General features: G+C 35.5%; 17 protein-coding genes. 13 read left to right on the forward strand and 4 right to left on the reverse strand.

The genetic code is table 11. The features are described from left to right. Positions 1-5: 5 nt before the first annotated feature. Complete coding sequence (locus MG290_RS00935) at positions 6-2,537, forward strand: alpha/beta hydrolase family protein (RefSeq protein ID WP_264562064.1); 2,532 nt, start codon at positions 6-8, stop codon at positions 2,535-2,537. A gap of 197 nt (positions 2,538-2,734) precedes the next feature. Here MG290_RS00935 and MG290_RS00940 read toward each other — a convergent pair whose 3' ends face one another. After that, positions 2,735-3,499, reverse strand: a complete 765-nt coding sequence (locus MG290_RS00940; protein ID WP_264562065.1) for a helix-turn-helix domain-containing protein — start codon at positions 3,497-3,499, stop codon at positions 2,735-2,737. Between the two features lie 140 nt (positions 3,500-3,639). Continuing rightward, the gene (locus MG290_RS00945) at positions 3,640-4,047 is read right to left on the reverse strand and encodes a DUF7793 family protein (protein WP_264562066.1); all 408 of its coding nucleotides are present in this window, start codon (positions 4,045-4,047) and stop codon (positions 3,640-3,642) included. Positions 4,048-4,263: 216 nt separating this feature from the next. On the opposite strand from MG290_RS00945, the gene MG290_RS00950 reads away from it, so the two are divergent. Both MG290_RS00950 and MG290_RS00955 read left to right on the forward strand, forming a co-directional pair. Further along, positions 4,264-5,097: an RteC domain-containing protein gene (locus tag MG290_RS00950; RefSeq protein WP_264562067.1), complete on the forward strand. Its 834-nt coding sequence runs from the start codon at positions 4,264-4,266 to the stop codon at positions 5,095-5,097. Positions 5,098-6,356: 1,259 nt separating this feature from the next. Further along, on the forward strand, positions 6,357-7,550 hold the full coding sequence (locus tag MG290_RS00955) for an ATP-binding protein (RefSeq protein WP_264562068.1): 1,194 nt from the start codon (positions 6,357-6,359) through the stop codon (positions 7,548-7,550). Positions 7,551-8,451: 901 nt separating this feature from the next. Here MG290_RS00955 and MG290_RS00960 read toward each other — a convergent pair. Next, entirely contained in the window at positions 8,452-9,624 is a 1,173-nt protein-coding gene (locus MG290_RS00960; protein ID WP_264562069.1) for a proline dehydrogenase family protein, read from the reverse strand. Between the two features lie 75 nt (positions 9,625-9,699). Between MG290_RS00960 and aroB the strand changes: the two genes are divergently transcribed. From aroB to pdxH, 9 genes are all read left to right on the forward strand, one after another. Then, the gene (aroB, locus tag MG290_RS00965; RefSeq protein ID WP_264562070.1) at positions 9,700-10,767 is read left to right on the forward strand and encodes a 3-dehydroquinate synthase; all 1,068 of its coding nucleotides are present in this window, start codon (positions 9,700-9,702) and stop codon (positions 10,765-10,767) included. A 266-nt stretch (positions 10,768-11,033) separates the two neighbouring features. Next, positions 11,034-12,431, forward strand: coding sequence for an arginine decarboxylase (locus MG290_RS00970; protein WP_257499185.1), 1,398 nt, complete (start codon positions 11,034-11,036; stop codon positions 12,429-12,431). 112 nt (positions 12,432-12,543) lie between these two features. Beyond that, positions 12,544-13,515, forward strand: a complete 972-nt coding sequence (locus MG290_RS00975; protein WP_264562071.1) for a deoxyhypusine synthase family protein — start codon at positions 12,544-12,546, stop codon at positions 13,513-13,515. A gap of 81 nt (positions 13,516-13,596) precedes the next feature. Then, entirely contained in the window at positions 13,597-14,028 is a 432-nt protein-coding gene (locus MG290_RS00980; protein ID WP_264562072.1) for a DNA primase, read from the forward strand. A gap of 133 nt (positions 14,029-14,161) precedes the next feature. Further along, positions 14,162-14,710, forward strand: coding sequence for a bifunctional pyr operon transcriptional regulator/uracil phosphoribosyltransferase PyrR (gene pyrR, locus MG290_RS00985; protein ID WP_264562073.1), 549 nt, complete (start codon positions 14,162-14,164; stop codon positions 14,708-14,710). Positions 14,711-14,741: 31 nt separating this feature from the next. Then, positions 14,742-15,668 (forward strand): aspartate carbamoyltransferase catalytic subunit, encoded by a 927-nt coding sequence (locus tag MG290_RS00990; protein WP_264562074.1) that lies wholly within the window; start codon positions 14,742-14,744, stop codon positions 15,666-15,668. 114 nt (positions 15,669-15,782) lie between these two features. Next, positions 15,783-16,109, forward strand: a complete 327-nt coding sequence (locus MG290_RS00995) for a ribonuclease Z (RefSeq protein ID WP_257499180.1) — start codon at positions 15,783-15,785, stop codon at positions 16,107-16,109. Between the two features lie 23 nt (positions 16,110-16,132). Next, positions 16,133-17,038: a ribonuclease Z gene (locus MG290_RS01000; RefSeq protein WP_264562075.1), complete on the forward strand. Its 906-nt coding sequence runs from the start codon at positions 16,133-16,135 to the stop codon at positions 17,036-17,038. 4 nt (positions 17,039-17,042) lie between these two features. Then, positions 17,043-17,687 (forward strand): pyridoxamine 5'-phosphate oxidase, encoded by a 645-nt coding sequence (gene pdxH / locus MG290_RS01005; RefSeq protein WP_264562076.1) that lies wholly within the window; start codon positions 17,043-17,045, stop codon positions 17,685-17,687. A gap of 10 nt (positions 17,688-17,697) precedes the next feature. On the opposite strand, the gene MG290_RS01010 is transcribed toward pdxH, so the two are convergent. Next, a complete protein-coding gene (locus MG290_RS01010) occupies positions 17,698-18,285 on the reverse strand; it encodes a hypothetical protein (RefSeq protein WP_264562077.1) in 588 nt (195 codons plus the stop codon). 116 nt (positions 18,286-18,401) lie between these two features. Here MG290_RS01010 and MG290_RS01015 point away from each other — a divergent pair, with 116 nt between their 5' ends. Beyond that, positions 18,402-19,088: a prolyl oligopeptidase family serine peptidase gene (locus MG290_RS01015; protein WP_264562078.1), complete on the forward strand. Its 687-nt coding sequence runs from the start codon at positions 18,402-18,404 to the stop codon at positions 19,086-19,088. Positions 19,089-19,260: the final 172 nt, after the last annotated feature.

Raw genomic sequence — 19,260 nt, forward strand, 5'->3', positions numbered from 1 at the left:
AAACAATGAAAACCGCTCTATATTATTTAATTTGTTTGTTGGTTTATATGGTCTGCCCCGTATGGGGGCAGGCTAATACCAACGAACCGGAAACCTTACGCCCCGCTTTTATTACCGCATCGGGGAAAACAATGGTTTATTTTACTGATACCGACAGCGAAAGTAACTGTATGGTTTATAAAACAGATACACACCAAAAGCTTGTTTTAAAGAATGTAGATAACAGCATGCTGGTAACAGATCAAAAAGGTATTTTTTACAGTTACAGTAAAAAACAACTGTATGTAGCCGATTTTAATACTAAGAAAATAGATACCATACATCAGGTTACGGCAATGGAGATTTCAGCACCGCTTTCTACCGTGTTATATAGTAACAAAAACACATCGCAGCTTACGCTCCTCAATATACAAGCAGATTCCTCTGAAACAATTACCGATGTAGTATTTTATAGTTTTGATAACAACCTTGAGAAATTACTGTATCAAACAAAAAACAACCAATTATATGTAAAAGACCTAAAAAGGGGAAGTGTAGTAAAATACAATGCTATCGGTATAAATTCATTTAATTTAAAGCAAGTGAAATGGGATGCAGCTGGAAAAAATGCCTATCTGTTTTTTGTAGATGACGCACATGTTCATCTGTACAGATTGTCAAATAAATGGAATAAGATAGGAAGTTATGCTATTAAAAATGAGCAGCAGCAGCTCCTAATCGATACTTCGTTCAGTTCGTTGATGGTACTTCCAAACGATCAAATTGTTGTGGGAGTAAAACCATTGGAAAACACCGACCCTAATAGCGCAAATGTAACGATATGGAACGGTACTAAAAAGGGCTTTCCGGCAGCGGTCGATTTGCACAGAAAATATACCAACCAATTGGCGGTACTAAATGGTAAAACCGGCAACTTAACATCGTTAATGCAAGCTGGAAAGGCGTTGGGTTACCTAATTGACCATAGCGGAAATCTGTACCGATATGAGCTATTGCAACACGATGATACGTCCCTGCTGAACCCGCCCGTTAGTTTATATAAATACAATTTTGAGAAAAACAGTTTTAGCTATTTTAGTGATTTTAGTTCGGATCGTTCCAACCTGATGCAATACAAAGGCTTCCCTCATTTGGTTTATTATAAAGATAATCATTGGTATTATTTTGACGAAAGAAAGGGTAGCGGAGTAGGCATAACTGAAAATACCGATGGGAAGTTTTACAGTGACCAACACGAGTATTATAAAATAACTGGAACCCAATCACTAAACGCACCGTTGCAATGGAAAGATAAAGGCTTTTATGTGAACGATCAGCAAGATATATGGTATTACGATTGGCAACTAAAAACAATCACCCGTAAAACCAGTGGGAAAAAAGACGAAAAGAATTACAGCATCTGTAATTGCAATCACGAGCTGCAACAGTCATCCATTACTCCCTTTGAAATTGTTACCAAATCGCACAACGATTTAGTTGTTACATGGACAGCGGGCCTGCACGAGTTTGAAGGGATTGAATTGTTAAAAGACGATGGTACACAGCTTCCATTGGTCTGGGATAAGGCGCATTACTCAAAAATCAAACGGTTTAATGATTTTCTTATGTATGTAAAAGAAAAGGTAAATGTTCCACCTGCTTTGTACGTTTATGATCTTAAAGCAGGAAAAGAAACATTGTTGCACCAAAGTAATACTTGGGATGAGAAAGCCGCCGAAGTAAAATCGGAGCATTTTTATTGGTACAACGAAAAATCTGAGATTAGGGGCGGTATTGTCCGCTTTCCAAAGAACTATAGAGAAAAAGATGCTGTAAAATATCCGGTAGTGGTAGCTATCTACGAAAAAAAGTTTAAAAAACAGAATAAGTATGTTGCACCGACAGATTTAAGTGTAACCGATATCAACTTCAGGGAGTACACCGCAGATGATTATTTTGTGATTGAACCGGATATTTATTACGAAATAGGAGAAACGGGCAACTCTGCCCTAAAGTGTATCAATGAAACAGTCGATTTCCTTACAAAAGTATTTCCACTCGATACAGAAAGAATGGGGCTCTATGGGCACTCGTTCGGAGGTTATGAAACCAATTTTGTCATCACGCAAACGCCAAGGTTTAAAGCAGCAGTTTCTAGTGCCGGAGTTGCTGATGCCGTAAGTATGTATCTCACCTACAGTTTTGACCTTTACAGACCTGATATTTTCAGATTCGAAACACAACAATGGCGTTTTGGCAAAAGTTTTTTTGATGATCAGCAGTTGTATTTTAGAAACTCACCGGTTCATCATGCGAAAAATATTTCCACTCCGCTGTTACTCATCACGGGCGATAAAGATTACGTGATCAACTGGCAGCAGAGTCTTTATATGTTTAACGCAATGAAGCGTTTGGGTAAAGACGTACAATTATTACTTTACAAAAACGAAGGACACAGCATCAATGAAACTAAGAATCGTATAGATGTAAGCCGCAGAACCAAAGAATGGTTTGATTATTACCTTAAAGGTAAGACGGAATCCGATTGGTTAAACTAATTTTATGTAAGAAACGACTGTCTTTGAGGCAGTCGTTTTTGTTTTGAATGAAATAAGTTAAAGTAATGAAGTGTTATACATATCGCCCGTATTTAACGTTTTTAACCCGTGCTTTTAAAAGCAAAACGGTGGTGTAGAAAATGTGTTCCTAATATTGTAACACGTAAAAGCTGGAAACTGCCGATATAGTAACACACTTAAACTTTTTTCTGGTTTCTTTGTGCACGCAGTACGCCCGGAAGTATATTGTAGTACTGTTTAAAATACTTTACAAAGTCACTGTACTGGCGATAGCCTGTTTCTGCTGCAATTTCCTTAAACGATTTTTGGGTATAGCAGATCAAGTAGTATGCCTTATCCATCCGTAAAGATATCTGGTACTCGTAAATACTGCAACTATACTGTTCTTTAAACAGCTTCTGCACTAGGTTGCTGTTTATACCGAATTCTTTAACTACTTCTTCCATACGTACCCGAACGGTTAAAGGGAGCTGGTCAATATAATCCTTAATTTTTTCGATAATTTCATAGTGCCGCTTGTTTTCTAACAGCCGGGCTGTTTCTGTCTGGGTCATCTCATAGCTAGCTTTAAAATATTCTTTATGCAGATGAAACTGGTACAGGTTTATTGCGATGGTATTGTTTACTGCCATCTGGCTCGCTGAACAGAGAAACTGATTGGTAAACAAATGTATGTGCTTCAGCGGGGGAGCTACTGCCACCGATGTATTACAAATTTCATGTAATAAGGTACGGGTTTCATAATCGACCAATTGCAATAGTGATTTTCCTGATAACTCCTCCAATTCGGCTTTGTAATGCTTTGCAAATGATTCGCATGTATTCACTATTTCAAATTCGTTGTTTATTATAACCACGTAATGGCTGCTGTATCTCTGAAAGCTTGCCGGCTTTATGAACGCCATATGCAGCAGGCGTCTGCGTAGTTCTTCTAATACCATGTTAAACAACGCTTCCAAACCCTCAAATGCATCATTTATATTTCCCGTTTTTATACGATGGTCTAGCCTTCCCTTCCCCAGCTCCAGAAGTGCGTGACGGAAATGCTACCACCGCTTTTCGCTAATCTTGAAATGCTTCATTATTTTTTTGTTTTGGCTTTAATGTATTCCTCAGCAGCATATAGGTTAGAAAAAAGTTTGGTGTCTGCGCTCGGTTTGTTAAAAATAGTATAAATCGAACCCATTTCCAACAGCGTCGCTTTGTCTGATATAAGGGCAACCGTTTTAACAAGGTATGATCCTTTCGTGGCAAGGTAGTCACGGGCAGCTTCATCTATGGAGTAAAGCGCAGAAACGTCACATATAACATGATACGAACTGTAAGCTTGAAACCATAAACGATCACGAACAATCTTGCTTGCGGTATGATAGTTAAGCTGTAGCTTGTTTTTAAATAAAATGTACAGTATTGCCTCTTTCTTAAAGTATATGGCAAAGTCATTTTCAAAATAATTGGTGCCAGTTTTATTTTTTAGCAGTTGCTTCATATTGTTTGGTTTAGTTATGTTAAAATTACAAATTAATACGGCATAAAGTGTGAAATAAAGTAAAAAAAGTGTTGAATAACGAATAGTTTCGATACTATAGTAGCATATCAATAATATTCGATACAAATTTAAACATAGGTTTTACAATAGGCGCGCTGTTGAAAACCAACCAATTCGTAAACATGTGTTTTTAAACCCCTTAAAGAACTATTTGTTATGAACTTAAATTTACGATTCCAAGTATCAGAACTACTTACCGAAATGGAAGTATTTTACACTATCAATCCGTTGCTGTTACCACAGCTTAACGATAAGGTTAAAAAGGTGGCAGTAGCAATTGCAGACTTGAATGCAGCAGTACGATATTACCACTTTACTACGGTTGAAGATGAAATTCACTTTTTTAAAGAACTAAAACCACCGCTGGTACAGGCGTATATCTTTATGTTGGAATTAAAGGGATTTTATGATAAAGTAGCCGACCTTGAAATGCAGCGTGCCAAGCCCTACAAGGAAGAAATTAACCGATTGCTGTATTTTCTCAAAGATGAAAAAGAATTTTATAATTATATTAAAAACAATGAAACATATAACGACAAACGTTATTTTACACGGTTAGCACATGGTGATACGGCCTATGCTTTGTACAACCTGAATGCCGATCCGGAATCGTGCAGCTCACATGGTTTCCTGCTAGCTAAAATGAATTCATACAAACAGTTGGTACTACTCTATAACAAGCAGTTGAACCTATTGAAAACACCGCTGCCAGCCGAACAACTTAAAGGAAAAATACCGCTTGTTTGGAAAGCCAACAAGGTGGATGCTGTTGAATTGGTTTATGCACTTTATTATTCAGGTGCGGTTGACACCGACAAGTGTTCCGTACAGCAATTGGCACAGCAGTTTGGCAGGTTATTCCAAATTCAGATAACGGAACAGCTCTACAGGGAGTTCATAGATATTAAAAGACGAAAGATCGAACCAGCGAGGTTTTTGGTTAAACTTTTGAATAATTTCCGCAGCAGGCTGGATGACGCATATTCTTGAAGCAATCACGGTTTTTTGGGCTTCTCACGCTTTAACGGAAGTGCAACTTGAAAACCGCAAACTAAAACTATTGAATTTATAAAAGAGAATTAAATAGACTATTTGGAACAATCTAAGCGCTATTGGAGAGGAAATACAGCCCATAGCGACCATGGTGGTATTGAATCGTTGAAACAAGGGCAGTGAATCGGCTTGCTTGCAAAAACTAAATAGAATAATTAGGACAGCAAAGGAGCCATTGGCAAACAAGAAATATTTATTAGTTCTATATCTGACTCAATAGAAGCTGCTAAAAAATAGGTAAAGGAGCTTAATAAAAATTGATAAAATGCTTTACACTATACATACACATTTCACAAGAAGATAAGTGATAAAATGACGGAGTAATGATGTTTAAGATGGTTGTAACTTAAACATTTCTTAATGTTATATCTTTTTACCATTATACCCATAGTACTTTTTCACCTTATAAGCTTATAGGCTACCTCTTTGTAAAGAAGAAAGCGAATTGAAAAAACAACTATGCACTTTAATAGTGCAAAAAATAGTAAAAAAATGCACTCCTTTAGTGCAAAATAATATGCTTTATTAAAATATTTGATCAGTTAATTTCCGAAACAAATACACCATATCACTCTTCCCACATTTAACTTTAATTAGCCATTTATATAAAATTTCCCTTTTTCAAGGAGGATTAGGGGGGATGTGTTTTTTAAATGTATATTGTAATGCTGTATAATGTATTGCTGTAATAATGTAGTTCATAAAGCAATTTGTGAAAACCTTTTAATCTGTGGTTGATTTGTTTAAAGTTTAAGGTTTTGTTTGCTGTATAGCGTATGAATGTATATTGTATTACTGTATAATGTATATCATAAAACAGAGATAACATCACTCCCCAAAACTCCCCCTTTGAAGGGGGATCAAGGGGGATGTGTTTTTTAAATGCATATTGTAATGTTGTATAATGTATTTCTGTAATAATGGAGTTCATAAAGCAATTTGTGGAAACCTTTTAATTTGTGGTTAATTTGTTTAAAGTTTAAGGTTTAAAACTGATATAACTTTAATCACTATTTAACCTTTTAACAAGTATCGGAGTCATTTATTTATCGCGATAAAGAAATCGTAAATATTACATAAAACGTTTTTTTGAAAATGCGTTTTTGTAGTAAAAACGTTCTTTTGAAAATACACTTTTGAGGTAAAAACGTTCTTTTAAAGTGCTTTTTTTGTACTTTTGTCAAAAGTAAATTGTTATGGAAGCACTATTTCGAAGTTATACACGTTTGCTGAATTCGGTAGAAACGAAGCACTACCGTTATTTGTATCATCAAATTGATTGGAGCAATCGTTTGATAGGTATCAAAGGCGCAAGAGGAACAGGTAAAACAACTTTATTGTTACAGCATATTGTCGAGAATTTTTCGGATAAAAGTAAAGCACTTTATGTTAGTTTGGATAATATTTGGTTTGCTCAAAACACGCTTTTAGATTTGGTAGATTATTTTCAGGCACACGGAGGAACGCATTTGTTTTTGGATGAAGTGCACCGCTATCCCAACTGGTCTGTTGAACTCAAAAATATTTATGACAGTTATCCCGATTTGTATGTGGTTTTTACTGGTTCGTCTATATTGGAAATCTACCGTTCTAATGCCGATCTTTCCCGAAGAGCCGTGACGTATCATTTGCAAGGATTATCGTTTCGAGAGTTTCTCAATTTTGAAAACAACCTCAACTTGAAACCATTTGCATTGGAAGATATTTTGCAAAACCATCAAAATATCGCAGGAGAGATTATCGCTAAAATCAAAGTGTTGCCCGAGTTTAAAAAATACCTCGAATATGGTTATTATCCGTTTTACAAAGAGGGGATAAAAGTATATCCGTTACGATTGCAAAATGTGGTCAATACCATTTTGGAAAATGATTTGCCAGCAGTAGAAAATATTGAATATGTTACCGTACACAAAATAAAAAAAATGCTGATGATTGTGGCTTCGTTAGTGCCTTTTTCTCCGAATGTTGCCAAACTCAGTGCTGAAATAGAAACCAACAGAGCCAATGCGGTTCGCTACCTCGATTATTTGCAAAAAGCAGGATTAACCATCAATTTGATGTCTTCCAAAAAGGGAATGAGTTTGATGAATAAACCTGATAAAATCTACCTTGATAATACAAACTTGCAATATGCGTTAGCTATTTCAGGTGTAAACGAAGGTAATTTGAGAGAAACATTTTTTGCAAATCAAATGAATGGATTTCATCAAATAAGTACTTCAAAACAAGGCGATTTTTTAGTCAATGATACATACCTATTTGAAGTGGGAGGAGCAGGGAAAAGTTTTAAACAGATAAAAAATATTAAGAACAGCTTTATTGTAGTGGATAAGACAGAAACGGGATTTGGAAACAAGATCCCACTATGGCTTTTCGGGTTTATGTATTGATGTGTTTGGTATTGCTGTAATAATGTAATTCATAAAACAATTTGAGAAACCTTTTAATCTGTGGTTGATTTGTTTAAAGTTTAAAGTTCAAAGTTAGAATGAAACTCTAATTCTTATTTTGAAGCTCAAAAACTCCCCCTTTGAAGGGGGACTAAGGGGGATGTGTTTTTTAAATGCATATTGTATTGTTGTATAATGTATTGCTGTAATAATGTAGTTCATAAAGCAATTTGTGGAAACCTTTTAATCTGTGGTTCACTTGTTCACTCGTTTACTAGTTTAAAGTTCAAAGTTAGAATGAAACTCTAATTCTTATTTTGAAGCTGAAAAACTCCCCCTTTGAAGGGGGACTAAGGGGGATGTGGTTTTAAATGTATATTGTATTTCTGTATAATGTATTTCTGTAATAATGGAGTTCATAAAGCAATTTACGGAAATCATTTAATCTGTTGTTCGCTTGTTCACTCGTTTACTAATTTAAAGTTTAAAGTTCAAAGTTAGAATGAAACTCTAATTCTTATTTTGAAGCTGAAAAACTCCCCCTTTGAAGGAGGATTAGGGGGGATGTGTTTTTTAAATGTATATTGTATTTCTGTATAATGTATTTCTGTAATAATGGAGTTCATAAAGCAATTTACGCAAATCATTTAATCTGTGGTTCACTTGTTCACTCGTTTACTAATTTAAAGTTTAAACTTCAAAGTTAGAATGAAACTCTAATTCTTATTTTGAAGCTGAAAAACTCCCCCTTTGAAGGGGGACTAAGGGGGATGTGTTTTTTAAATGTATATTGTATTGCTGTATATTGTATTGCTGTATTTTGTAAAACTGAAATAGAAACATTAAACAAAATTTCCCCCTTTGAAAGGGGGGTTAAGGGGGATGTCAGCATTTATTCTCTTTACTTCGATCTTCTTCGTTTTAACTCTTTATCCAACAAATCCAACTCTCGATTGGTTTGTCCGGCAACCGATGTGTTTTCGTTGGCACGGCGAATTAAATACGGCACCACATCATATACTGGTCCAAAAGGTAAGTATTTCGCCACATTGTAATTGTGATTGGAAAGATTATAGCTGATATTGTCGCTCATGCCGTACAATTGTCCAAACCATACACGTTTGTCAGTATGAGGAATGTTGTTTTGGGTCATTAAATCCATCAATAAATAGCTGCTTTCTTCATTGTGAGTACCAGCAAACAATGCCATTTTATTATCTAAATTCTCAGCGATATAAGTCATGGTTTTGTTAAAAGTAGCATCGGTTTGTGCTTTGGTAGCACAAATAGGCGATGGATATCCCTTTTCTTCTGCACGTGCACGTTCTTTTTCCATATACGCACCACGAACCACTTTAAAACCCACATGAAAACCTTCACGAAGACCAATAGCATGTGTGTTTTTTACAAAATCAAAACGGTCCCAACGATAGGTTTGTGCCGTGTTAAAAACAATGCATTTTTCTTTGTTGTATGTGCGCATCATATCCAAAACCAGATCATCGGCAGCGTCTTGCATCCAGCTTTCTTCCGCATCTATCAGCAACAAAACATCTTTTTCATAAGCTGTTCGGCAAATCAAGTCAAAACGTTCAACCACTCGGTTCCATTCTTGCTGTTCGGCATCGGTAAAAGCTTTGTTTTCGCCCTTCTTTTCAAACAGGAAAAATCGACCCACACCAGTTGGTTTAAAAACCGCAAATGGAATGGCTGCTCGTTCTTTGGCAAATTCAATGGTTTTCAGGGTCATTTGCAAAGCATGGTCAAACTGCTGTTCGGTTTCTTTTCCTTCCACAGAATAATCTAAAACCGACGATACACCTTTGGTGTACATTTTATCAACCACCTTTAAACAATCTTCTTCGGTAACACCGCCACAAAAATGATCAAAAACAGTAGATTTTATCAACCCTTTCACAGGCAGATTGGTAGAAATAGCGAAATTGGTTAACGAAGTACCCAGTTTTACCAAGGTGTTGCTGCTGATTAATTTGAATAAATAATAGGCCTTATTTAATTCGGTATTGTTTTTTAATGCAAAAGCAACCGCGGTATTATCAAATATCTTTTCCATTTTGGTTTAAAGTTGTGCTGCAAAGATACAATAGTTCTAAAAATTGATTTATTTTTACAGCAAATTTTTTTAAGCATGCACATACAAGCATCTAATTATCCTGTTTTTTTTGGAACCGACTACTACGCAAGGCTGTCGCAGTTTATTGGCGAAAAAAAATACAGTAAAGTGGTACTGTTAGTTGATGAAAACACGGCTAAATATTGTTTGAATACCGTATTGCAATGGTTGGCAATTGATGTATCCTTTGAAATTATTGAGATAGAAGCAGGCGAAGAGAACAAAACCATTGAAACCTGTAATGCTGTTTGGGAAACTCTGGTGGAGATGAACATAGATAGAAAAGCACTACTTATTAATGTAGGTGGCGGAATGGTCTGCGATTTGGGCGGTTTTGTTGCTGCAACCTATAAAAGAGGAATCGATTTTGTGAACATACCTACAAGTTTATTGGCAATGGTTGATGCTTCGGTTGGAACAAAAACCGGGGTGAATTTAGGCGGATTAAAAAACATGGTGGGCAGTTTTTCACAACCGCAAATGATTTTGATTGATGCCGCTTTTTTGGAAACATTGCCTGGAAATCAAATGCGTTCGGGTTTGGCAGAAATGTATAAACATGGATTAATTGCCGATGCATCTTATTGGAATCAACTGAAAAATTTGAGTGAATTAACCACCGAAGATTTGTTATTGCTGATCTACCATTCGGTTTCGATTAAAAATGAAATTGTTTTGCAAGATCCTTTTGAAAAAAACGTTCGGAAACTGCTTAATTTTGGGCACACTTTGGGTCATGTAATTGAAACTTATAGTCATTCCGGAAAGGGTATTGCTCCTTTGCTACACGGCGAAGCCATTGCGGTAGGAATGATTTTAGAGGCTTTTATTTCGTATAAAAAGAACTTGTTAACAAAAAAAATATACACAGAAATAAAAGAAACTTTAACTTTGATGTTTGAAAGTGTTGTTTTTACCAAAAATGATATAGAAATTTGCTGCAATTTACTGATACACGACAAGAAGAACGAAAACGGCAATATACAGTTTACGCTCTTAAACGAAATTGGGAGCGGCGTTATTAATGAAACGGTTGAAACTGGTATGATTTATGATGCTTTCAACGATTATTTAACAAATTAGTTTAAACGTTATTACATTTTTTTAGTGAACAAAACTTGTAACATTTACAGCAAAAAAATAATTAAACCATTCCTAAAAATCTCGAATTGGGTTCAAAATCAATGGGGAGCATCTAGCATGGGCTACAAACCTTTAAAGGCGGTAACCAAGAATCAGATGTATCACGAAAAACTCTCGATTGCTTTTGCCAATATCCGGGTTTGAAAAGCGTATTCATAAACAAATACACACCACCCATTATTAATTTTTAACGCAGGATTTTTTTTATGAATACTAAATATTTCGACTTAATAAACCAAACTTTTTATTTTCCGCAAGAAGAGTTTACATTAAATAAAGACCATTTAATGTTCCACAATATCGATTTAATGAAATTGGTAGAACAATACGGAACACCTTTAAAATTCACTTACCTTCCGCAAATTTCAAACAACATCAACAAAGCAAAAGGTTGGTTTAGAAAAGCAATGGAAAAACATAAGTACGAGGGCAATTATTACTATTGCTATTGTACCAAAAGTTCGCATTTTGAATATGTAATGAACGAAGCTTTTAAAAATGATATCCATGTGGAAACATCATCGGCTTTTGACATTAATATTGTAGAGAATTTATTGGCAAATGGCAAAATCAACAAAAAAACGATTGTAATTTGCAACGGTTTCAAGCGCGACCAATACGTGGAAAATATTGCACGATTGATAAACGGCGGACACAAAAATACCATTCCCATTATTGATAATTACGAAGAATTGGACTTGTTGCAAGAACGCATAAAAGGAAAATTCCAAATCGGAATCCGCATTGCATCAGAAGAAGAACCTAAATTCGAGTTTTACACCTCTCGTTTGGGAATTGGTTACAAAAACATTCTTCCTTTCTACAGAAAAACCGTGGCCGAGAACACGAATGTGGAACTTAAAATGCTGCACTTTTTTATCAATACCGGCATTCGCGACACCGCCTATTATTGGAATGAATTGGGAAAATGTTTAAAAGTGTACACCAGCCTTAAAAAAGAATGTCCATCGTTAACAGGATTAAACATAGGCGGCGGTTTCCCGATTAAAAACTCGCTGAATTTTGATTACGATTATGCATATATGGTCGATGAAATCATCAATCAAATAAAAATGGCGTGCGAGGAAGCCGATGTGGACATGCCGAATATTTTTACCGAATTTGGTTCGTTTACAGTAGGCGAATCGGGTGGAGCCATCTATAAAGTGTTGTATCAAAAACAACAAAACGACCGAGAGAAATGGAACATGATCGATTCGTCTTTCATCACCACTTTACCCGATACGTGGGCAATTAACAAACGATTCATCATGTTGGCTGTTAACCGCTGGAACGATTCTTATGAACGCGTACTTTTAGGTGGATTGACTTGTGATTCAGATGATTATTACAATTCAGAACAAAACTGGAACGCGATTTATCTGCCTAAATTCAACAAAGAAAAACCTTTATATATTGGCTTTTTCAATACGGGTGCCTATCAAGAAACCATTGGCGGACAAGGAGGTATTCATCACTGTTTGATTCCGCAACCCAAACACATATTGATAGATCGCGATGAAAACGGCATTTTGGCAACCGAAGTTTTTTCGGAACAGCAAACCGCAGACGATGTTTTAAAAATATTAGGTTATAATAAATAAAAATTTTTACGATTTATAAGGAAGATAATTTGTAGATTAGGTAATTAGCAAATAAACGATTTTAAAAATCAACAAACTTTAAACAAAGAAAACTTTAAACAAGAATAAAAATATGAAAGGACCCATTTCACAATTTATCGAACATAATTACCGTCATTTCAATGCAGCAGCTTTGGTTGATGCCGCAAAAGGTTACGAACAACATTTATTAGAAGGCGGTAAAATGCTTATTTCGTTAGGCGGTGCCATGTCAACAGCCGAATTAGGCGTTTCGTTGGCAGAAATGATTCGTCAGGATAAAGTACATATTATTTCGTGCACAGGTGCCAATTTAGAAGAAGATGTGATGAATTTGGTGGCACATTCGCACTATAAAAGAATACCTAATTGGAGAGATTTAACACCAGAACAAGAACGCGAATTGTTAGACACGCACTTTAACCGTGTAACAGATACATGTATTCCTGAAGAAGAAGCATTTCGCCGTTTACAACAACATTTAGAAGATGTGTGGCATGCTGCAGAAGCTAAAGGAGAACGCTATTTACCTCATGAATTTTTGTATCAAGTGGTAAATTCAGGCGTTTTGGAACAATATTATGAAATCGATCCAAAAGATTCATGGATTGTTGCAGCATCAGAGAAAAATTTACCAATTGTTTGTCCGGGTTGGGAAGATTCAACCACAGGAAACATCTTTGCAGCAAACGTAATCAAAGGAAATTTACAAGCTTCAACAGTAAAATCGGGTATTGAATACATGATTTATTTAACAGAGTGGTACCGTGCCAATTCAGCAGGAAAAGGCGTTGGGTTTTTCCAAATTGCTGGTGGAATTTCAGGTGACTTCCCAATTTGTGTGGTTCCAATGATGTATCAAGATTTAGAGTGGGAAGATGTACCTTTCTGGTCATATTTCTGTCAAATCTCCGATTCTACCACTTCTTACGGTTCTTATTCAGGTGCCGTTCCAAATGAGAAAATTACTTGGGGTAAACTAGATATTGATACACCAAAATTCATGATCGAATCAGATGCAACAATCGTGGCACCACTTGTATTTGCTTATATATTAGGACAATAAAAAAAATCAAAAAAAAGCTTCAAAACATTTGCATAATTCCGTGTAGCTATAGTATTTTTGAAGCACCTAATTACTACAATAATGAAACGAATAATTGTTGATTACGCAAAATTAACAAACGAAATTTTAACCCTGTTAGTTGATAAATTTCCCGACGGATACGACGACGCAGACGTTATTCAGTTTACCAATGCAAAAGGCGAATTAATTGAAGCTGTTGAGGTGCGTACAGAAGATACCATATACTTAGTAAAAGTAAGTACAAAACTGCAAGACCGAATTGAAAACTTTGAAGAAGAAGAGGAGTTGCCAGCCGTTGATTCTATCAATGTGAAAGAGTTAGACATAGACGAAGAAGAAGAAGAGAGCAAGCCTAAAAAAGCATCAAAGAAAAAAGCCGACAAGCGCAAAAACGACGAGGACGAGGACGAAGATTATGATTCAGACGATGATGATTTTGACGATGACGATGACTTCGAAGACGACGACGATTTTGACGATGAAGAAGAGTAATAAAAAAATCTAACTTTTTTAAGTTAGATTTTTTTTGCATTAAAACATTTGTAAAGACTTGCTCAAAATCAATAATTAAAATGCGATAAATAATCATAAAAATTGTAAATTTACACCCAAACATCACATCGCTATGAGTTCAAAAATACTGTTAACTTCGCAAGAGGTTGATATCATCTTACATCGTTTAGCGTGCCAATTAATTGAAAAACACAACGATTTTTCGAATACCGTTTTAATAGGCATTCAACCGCGTGGAAAATTTTTAGCACAGCGTATTGCGCATATTCTTTCGGCTCATTACGGAATTGCAGCTATTCATTTAGGGTTTTTAGATATTACTTTTTTTAGAGATGATTTCCGCCGGAGCAACAAACCATTGGAAGCCAACAAAACACAAATCGACTTTTTGGTGGAAAATAAAAACGTAGTTTTTATAGATGATGTGCTTTACACTGGTAGAAGCATTCGTGCGGCTTTAACAGCCATTCAATCGTTTGGAAGACCTAGCGAAATTGAGCTTTTGGTATTGATAGATCGTCGTTTCAGCAGGCATTTACCCATTCAACCCGATTACCGAGGCAGACAAGTAGATGCTTTTAACAATGAAAAAGTGAAAGTGCAATGGAAAGACGAAGATGCCACTGCCGATGAAGTATATCTTTTATCAAATCCCGTATAAATAATCAAAACGATTCAACAGCAAATTCAAAATGAAAGAATTAAGCGTTAACCATTTATTAGGTATAAAATACATCAATAAAAATGATATTGAATTAATCTTTGAAACTGCCGATCAGTTCAAAGAAGTTATCAACCGTCCCATAAAAAAAGTACCTTCGTTACGCGATATCACCATTGCCAATATTTTCTTTGAAAACAGCACGCGAACCAAATTGTCATTTGAACTGGCACAAAAACGTTTGTCTGCAGATGTAATTAGTTTTTCGGCAGCACAATCTTCTGTAAAAAAAGGCGAAACTTTGATTGATACCGTAAACAATATCCTTTCCATGAAAGTAGATATGGTGGTGATGCGCCACAGCAATCCAGGAGCAGCCCACTTTTTGTCGCGCAATGTAAAAGCCAGTATCGTAAACGCAGGCGATGGTGCACACGAGCATCCCACACAAGCTTTGCTAGATAGTTTTTCAATTAGAGAACGTTTGGGAGAAGTAGGCGGAAAAAAAGTAGTTATTGTGGGCGATATATTGCACTCTCGCGTAGCCTTATCAAACATTTTTGCACTCCAAATGCAGGGAGCAGAAGTAATGGTATGCGGTCCGAAAACATTGATGCCGCGATACATTACCGATTTGGGAGTGAAATACGAACCTAACTTGCGAAAAGCATTGGAATGGTGCGATGTTGCCAATATGCTTCGCGTACAAAACGAGCGTTTGGATGTGAATTATTTCCCTTCAACCCGCGAATATGCACAGCAATATGGTGTGGACAAAGCATTGTTGGATTCTTTGGATAAAGAAATTGTAATTATGCACCCTGGCCCAATCAATAGAGGGGTTGAAATTACTTCTGATGTAGCCGATTCGCAGCAGTCTGTGATTTTGGATCAAGTGGAAAATGGTGTAGCAATTCGTATGGCAGTGATTTATTTACTTGCATCTAAAATAAAATAATTGTATTTTTAGAAGAAAAAGGAAAATCGCCTTTACTAAATTATTTGTTGCAAACAAAAACAAATATAGATATAGCGATTCCATGAGTTCCAATAAAAACATAACTGTATAAATATGAAAGTAAAAGAAAAAAATAACATTGTTGTATTTAAAAAAAGCAGCGAAGATTTTGCTGATTTTGCTGAAAAAATAATGGATCAACCCAATGTTTTCAAAGGCAAAAACATCATTATCGATTTAGAAGAAATAGCGTTGCGCCCGTCTGAAATTATTCCTTTTGAACCATTGGCAGTACTTCAAAAAAAACAAAAAAAATCGTTTGTAATTGTAGCCGATATTGATTTTGATGAAGTTTCAGAAGAGATAATTGTTGTTCCAACACTTCAGGAAGGTTTCGATATCATCGAAATGGAAGAAATTGAAAGAGATTTGGGGTTCTAAATCGTTTTCAGAAAAAAACATTCATGAAAGTAAGTATTTTAGGTTGCTATTCGGCAACACCACGCACCATCACAAATCCCACATCGCAAGTATTGGAAATCAACAACCAAATGTATTTAATCGATTGCGGAGAAGGAACACAAGTGCAGTTGCGCAAGCACAAAATTAAATTTTCGCGTATCAATCATATTTTTATATCGCATTTGCACGGCGATCATTTTTTTGGATTGATTGGATTAATTTCTACATTTTCACTTCTAAACCGCCCGAACGATTTGCATATTTATGGCCCAAAAGGCATTAAAGAAATTATTTTGTTGCAAATTAAGTTAAGCAAATCATACACCAAATACAATCTGCATTTTCATGAATTAGAAGCAACAGAATCGGAACTGATTTTTGAAGATGATAAGATAGCAGTGCACACGCTTCCTTTAAAACACCGCATATATGCTAATGGATTTTTGTTTAAAGAGAAACCAGGTTTGCGCCGTATAAATATCGATGCCGCTACTGAGCAAAGAATTGATGTTTGCTATTTTAACAAGCTAAAACAAGGCAGCGATTTAAAAAAAGAAGACGGAACAATTATTAAAAATGAAACTGTAACTTTTGATCCACTGCCCACCCAAACCTACGCATTTTGCTCGGATACTATTTATAATGAAGCACTGATTTCGATGATTGAAAATGTGGATGTGTTGTATCATGAAAGTACTTTTTTAGAAAAAGATATCGACAAGTGTTTGCCAACGGGGCATTCCACCGCCATTCAGGCAGCCACTATTGCAAAAAAAGCGGGTGTTAAAAACTTGATTTTAGGACATTATTCCACACGATATGCCGATATTAATTTGTTTAAACAAGAAGCCGAAACAGTTTTTCAGCCCGTGCAACTAGCAGATGATGGCTTGGTTTTTAAATTTTAGAAAAATGACAGATTTAAGTAATTATAGAAAATCATACGAAAAAAGTGAATTGTTGGAGTCGATGATCGACGAAAATCCGCTCATGCAATTTAGAAAATGGTTCCATGAAACAGAAGAATTTGGTGGGGTAGAAGAGGTGAATGCCATGACGCTTTCAACACTTGGTTTAGATGGATTTCCAAAATCGCGCATTGTTTTGCTTAAAAAGTACGATGAAAACGGTTTTACATTCGTAACCAATTACGATTCTGAAAAAGGCAAAGCATTGTTGCAAAATCCGCAAGTTTGTTTGTCGTTTTTTTGGCATTCTTTAGAACGTCAGGTTATCATTAAAGGTATAGCTGAAAAGCAAAGCGAAGCATATTCCAATGGATATTTTCATTCGCGCCCCAAAGGAAGTCAACTAGGTGCTGTGGTTTCACCTCAAAGCGAAGTGATTCCAAACCGTGAATTTTTAGACACAAAACTAAAAGAATTAGAAGAGAAATTTGCTAATACCGAAGTAAATCGACCACCAAATTGGGGCGGTATTTTAGTAAAACCGGTTTCAATTGAATTTTGGCAAGGCAGACCCAATAGGCTGCACGACCGCATTAAATATACGCTTAATCCTGATGGCGATTGGTTTATAGAACGTTTAGCGCCTTAAAAGTCATAAACTATTCAAACTGAATTTGAACGATTCGCAATTCATCGGCATCAATAACTTTATTGCTGTTAAAATCATTTAAAAAAATAAAAGTCAATTGGTTTTCGTTCCATTTTTCAATAGGAAATTGTTTTCCTTCAAAATTAAAACGGTTTATATTCCACTCAAACAAACCTAACTCCTTTTTTTTAGCCATTAATTCTACGTTTTTATGCGATTCGTTTTCATAAAATAGATAATGGTGCGCATACTTGCTAATTTCTGCAGTTGTGTAGTACCCATTGTTATCAGGCAATACTACAGCAACTTCTTCTAAAAACGGAATTAAATTTATGAGATTGCCTTCCTCAATTACTGGCATATTACTCCTTTCTTTAACGATGGTAACCTTTAATCCATTAAAAATTTCTCTTGAAGAATTATGCAATCTACTTTGAAATTGTATAGCAAAAGGCTGTTTTTTCAAATGAATTTTTATGTTTTCTGATGTGATTTTTTCCTCTACACCATTTTGCACAATAGTTATTTCATTTGTGAAGTGTTGTGCATACATACAATGCGAAGCAAAAAGCAACAAGGTCATTAAAATTTTACTCATTTGGAGTGCAATAAGAATTGTGTAGGTACTATTTTAAACGAAATTAACAATTTTGTTCAAAAAAACCCTTCTTTTTTTTAAAACAAATAATGGTATATTTGCGGCAAAAATTGTTGATGAAAATCTTTTTGAAAATCGTTTTTTTGTTTTTAACCATAAGCGCTTTTGGACAGCCGACTGCAATAGTAAACAAAACAGCCTATAATTTTTGGATGAATGAACCCCAAAATACAACTGATAAAGCACCATTAATTGTATTCTTACATGGAAAAAGTTTGTCGGGCACAAATATAGAACGCGTGAAACGTTATGGTGTTTTAAAAGGTGTTGAGAAAGGATTAGATATTCCGGCTTATATAGTTGCACCGCAACTTCCATCGGGACCATGGAATGCAGATAAAGTGGATGAAATTGTGCAATATATGATTAATAATTATTCCATTGATGAAGCCCGCATTTATGTCACAGGAATGAGTTTAGGTTCGTATGGAACCATGAAGTATATAGGTGAATACCCAAATAGGGTAGCTGCAGCGGTATCAATTTGTGGAGGTGGTGATGTGAATGATGCATGTAATTTAGCTCAAGTTCCCATAAAGGTTATTCACGGCGATAAAGATTTTATTGTTCCGCTTTCGGAGTCACAAAAAATTGTGAAGGCAGTAAAAAAATGTGACAAAAATGCACCAATTGAATTCGAAATTGTAAAAGGAGGAAATCATGGCAGTGTAGAAGATTTGTACCGCCACATGGAATTATACGAATGGTTGTTAAAACATACAAAAGCCAATAAAGCGTTGTGAAAAATAATGGTTTTATCATATTGAAAAGTTAATATGAGAGGATATTATTGTTAATTGATATAAAATTATTGAAAACTAGGGTGTGAAATTTTTGTGATTTCAAAAATTGTTTTAAAATCTAAAAATCTAACTGAAAAAAAAGCAAAACCATTTGTTTTCAACAAAAAACTGT

The organism is Flavobacterium sp. CBA20B-1 (assembly GCF_028473145.1).
Classification (GTDB): Bacteria; Bacteroidota; Bacteroidia; order Flavobacteriales; family Flavobacteriaceae; genus Flavobacterium.

Coding starts and splice junctions, on each gene's coding strand:
- MG290_RS00935 (WP_264562064.1), top strand. CDS start 6: ATGAAAACCGCTCTATATTATTTAATTTGTTTGTTGGTTTATATGGTC.
- MG290_RS00940 (WP_264562065.1), bottom strand. CDS start 3,499: ATGGTATTAGAAGAACTACGCAGACGCCTGCTGCATATGGCGTTCATA.
- MG290_RS00945 (WP_264562066.1), bottom strand. CDS start 4,047: ATGAAGCAACTGCTAAAAAATAAAACTGGCACCAATTATTTTGAAAAT.
- MG290_RS00950 (WP_264562067.1), top strand. CDS start 4,264: ATGAACTTAAATTTACGATTCCAAGTATCAGAACTACTTACCGAAATG.
- MG290_RS00955 (WP_264562068.1), top strand. CDS start 6,357: ATGGAAGCACTATTTCGAAGTTATACACGTTTGCTGAATTCGGTAGAA.
- MG290_RS00960 (WP_264562069.1), bottom strand. CDS start 9,624: ATGGAAAAGATATTTGATAATACCGCGGTTGCTTTTGCATTAAAAAAC.
- aroB (WP_264562070.1), top strand. CDS start 9,700: ATGCACATACAAGCATCTAATTATCCTGTTTTTTTTGGAACCGACTAC.
- MG290_RS00970 (WP_257499185.1), top strand. CDS start 11,034: ATGAATACTAAATATTTCGACTTAATAAACCAAACTTTTTATTTTCCG.
- MG290_RS00975 (WP_264562071.1), top strand. CDS start 12,544: ATGAAAGGACCCATTTCACAATTTATCGAACATAATTACCGTCATTTC.
- MG290_RS00980 (WP_264562072.1), top strand. CDS start 13,597: ATGAAACGAATAATTGTTGATTACGCAAAATTAACAAACGAAATTTTA.
- pyrR (WP_264562073.1), top strand. CDS start 14,162: ATGAGTTCAAAAATACTGTTAACTTCGCAAGAGGTTGATATCATCTTA.
- MG290_RS00990 (WP_264562074.1), top strand. CDS start 14,742: ATGAAAGAATTAAGCGTTAACCATTTATTAGGTATAAAATACATCAAT.
- MG290_RS00995 (WP_257499180.1), top strand. CDS start 15,783: ATGAAAGTAAAAGAAAAAAATAACATTGTTGTATTTAAAAAAAGCAGC.
- MG290_RS01000 (WP_264562075.1), top strand. CDS start 16,133: ATGAAAGTAAGTATTTTAGGTTGCTATTCGGCAACACCACGCACCATC.
- pdxH (WP_264562076.1), top strand. CDS start 17,043: ATGACAGATTTAAGTAATTATAGAAAATCATACGAAAAAAGTGAATTG.
- MG290_RS01010 (WP_264562077.1), bottom strand. CDS start 18,285: ATGAGTAAAATTTTAATGACCTTGTTGCTTTTTGCTTCGCATTGTATG.
- MG290_RS01015 (WP_264562078.1), top strand. CDS start 18,402: ATGAAAATCTTTTTGAAAATCGTTTTTTTGTTTTTAACCATAAGCGCT.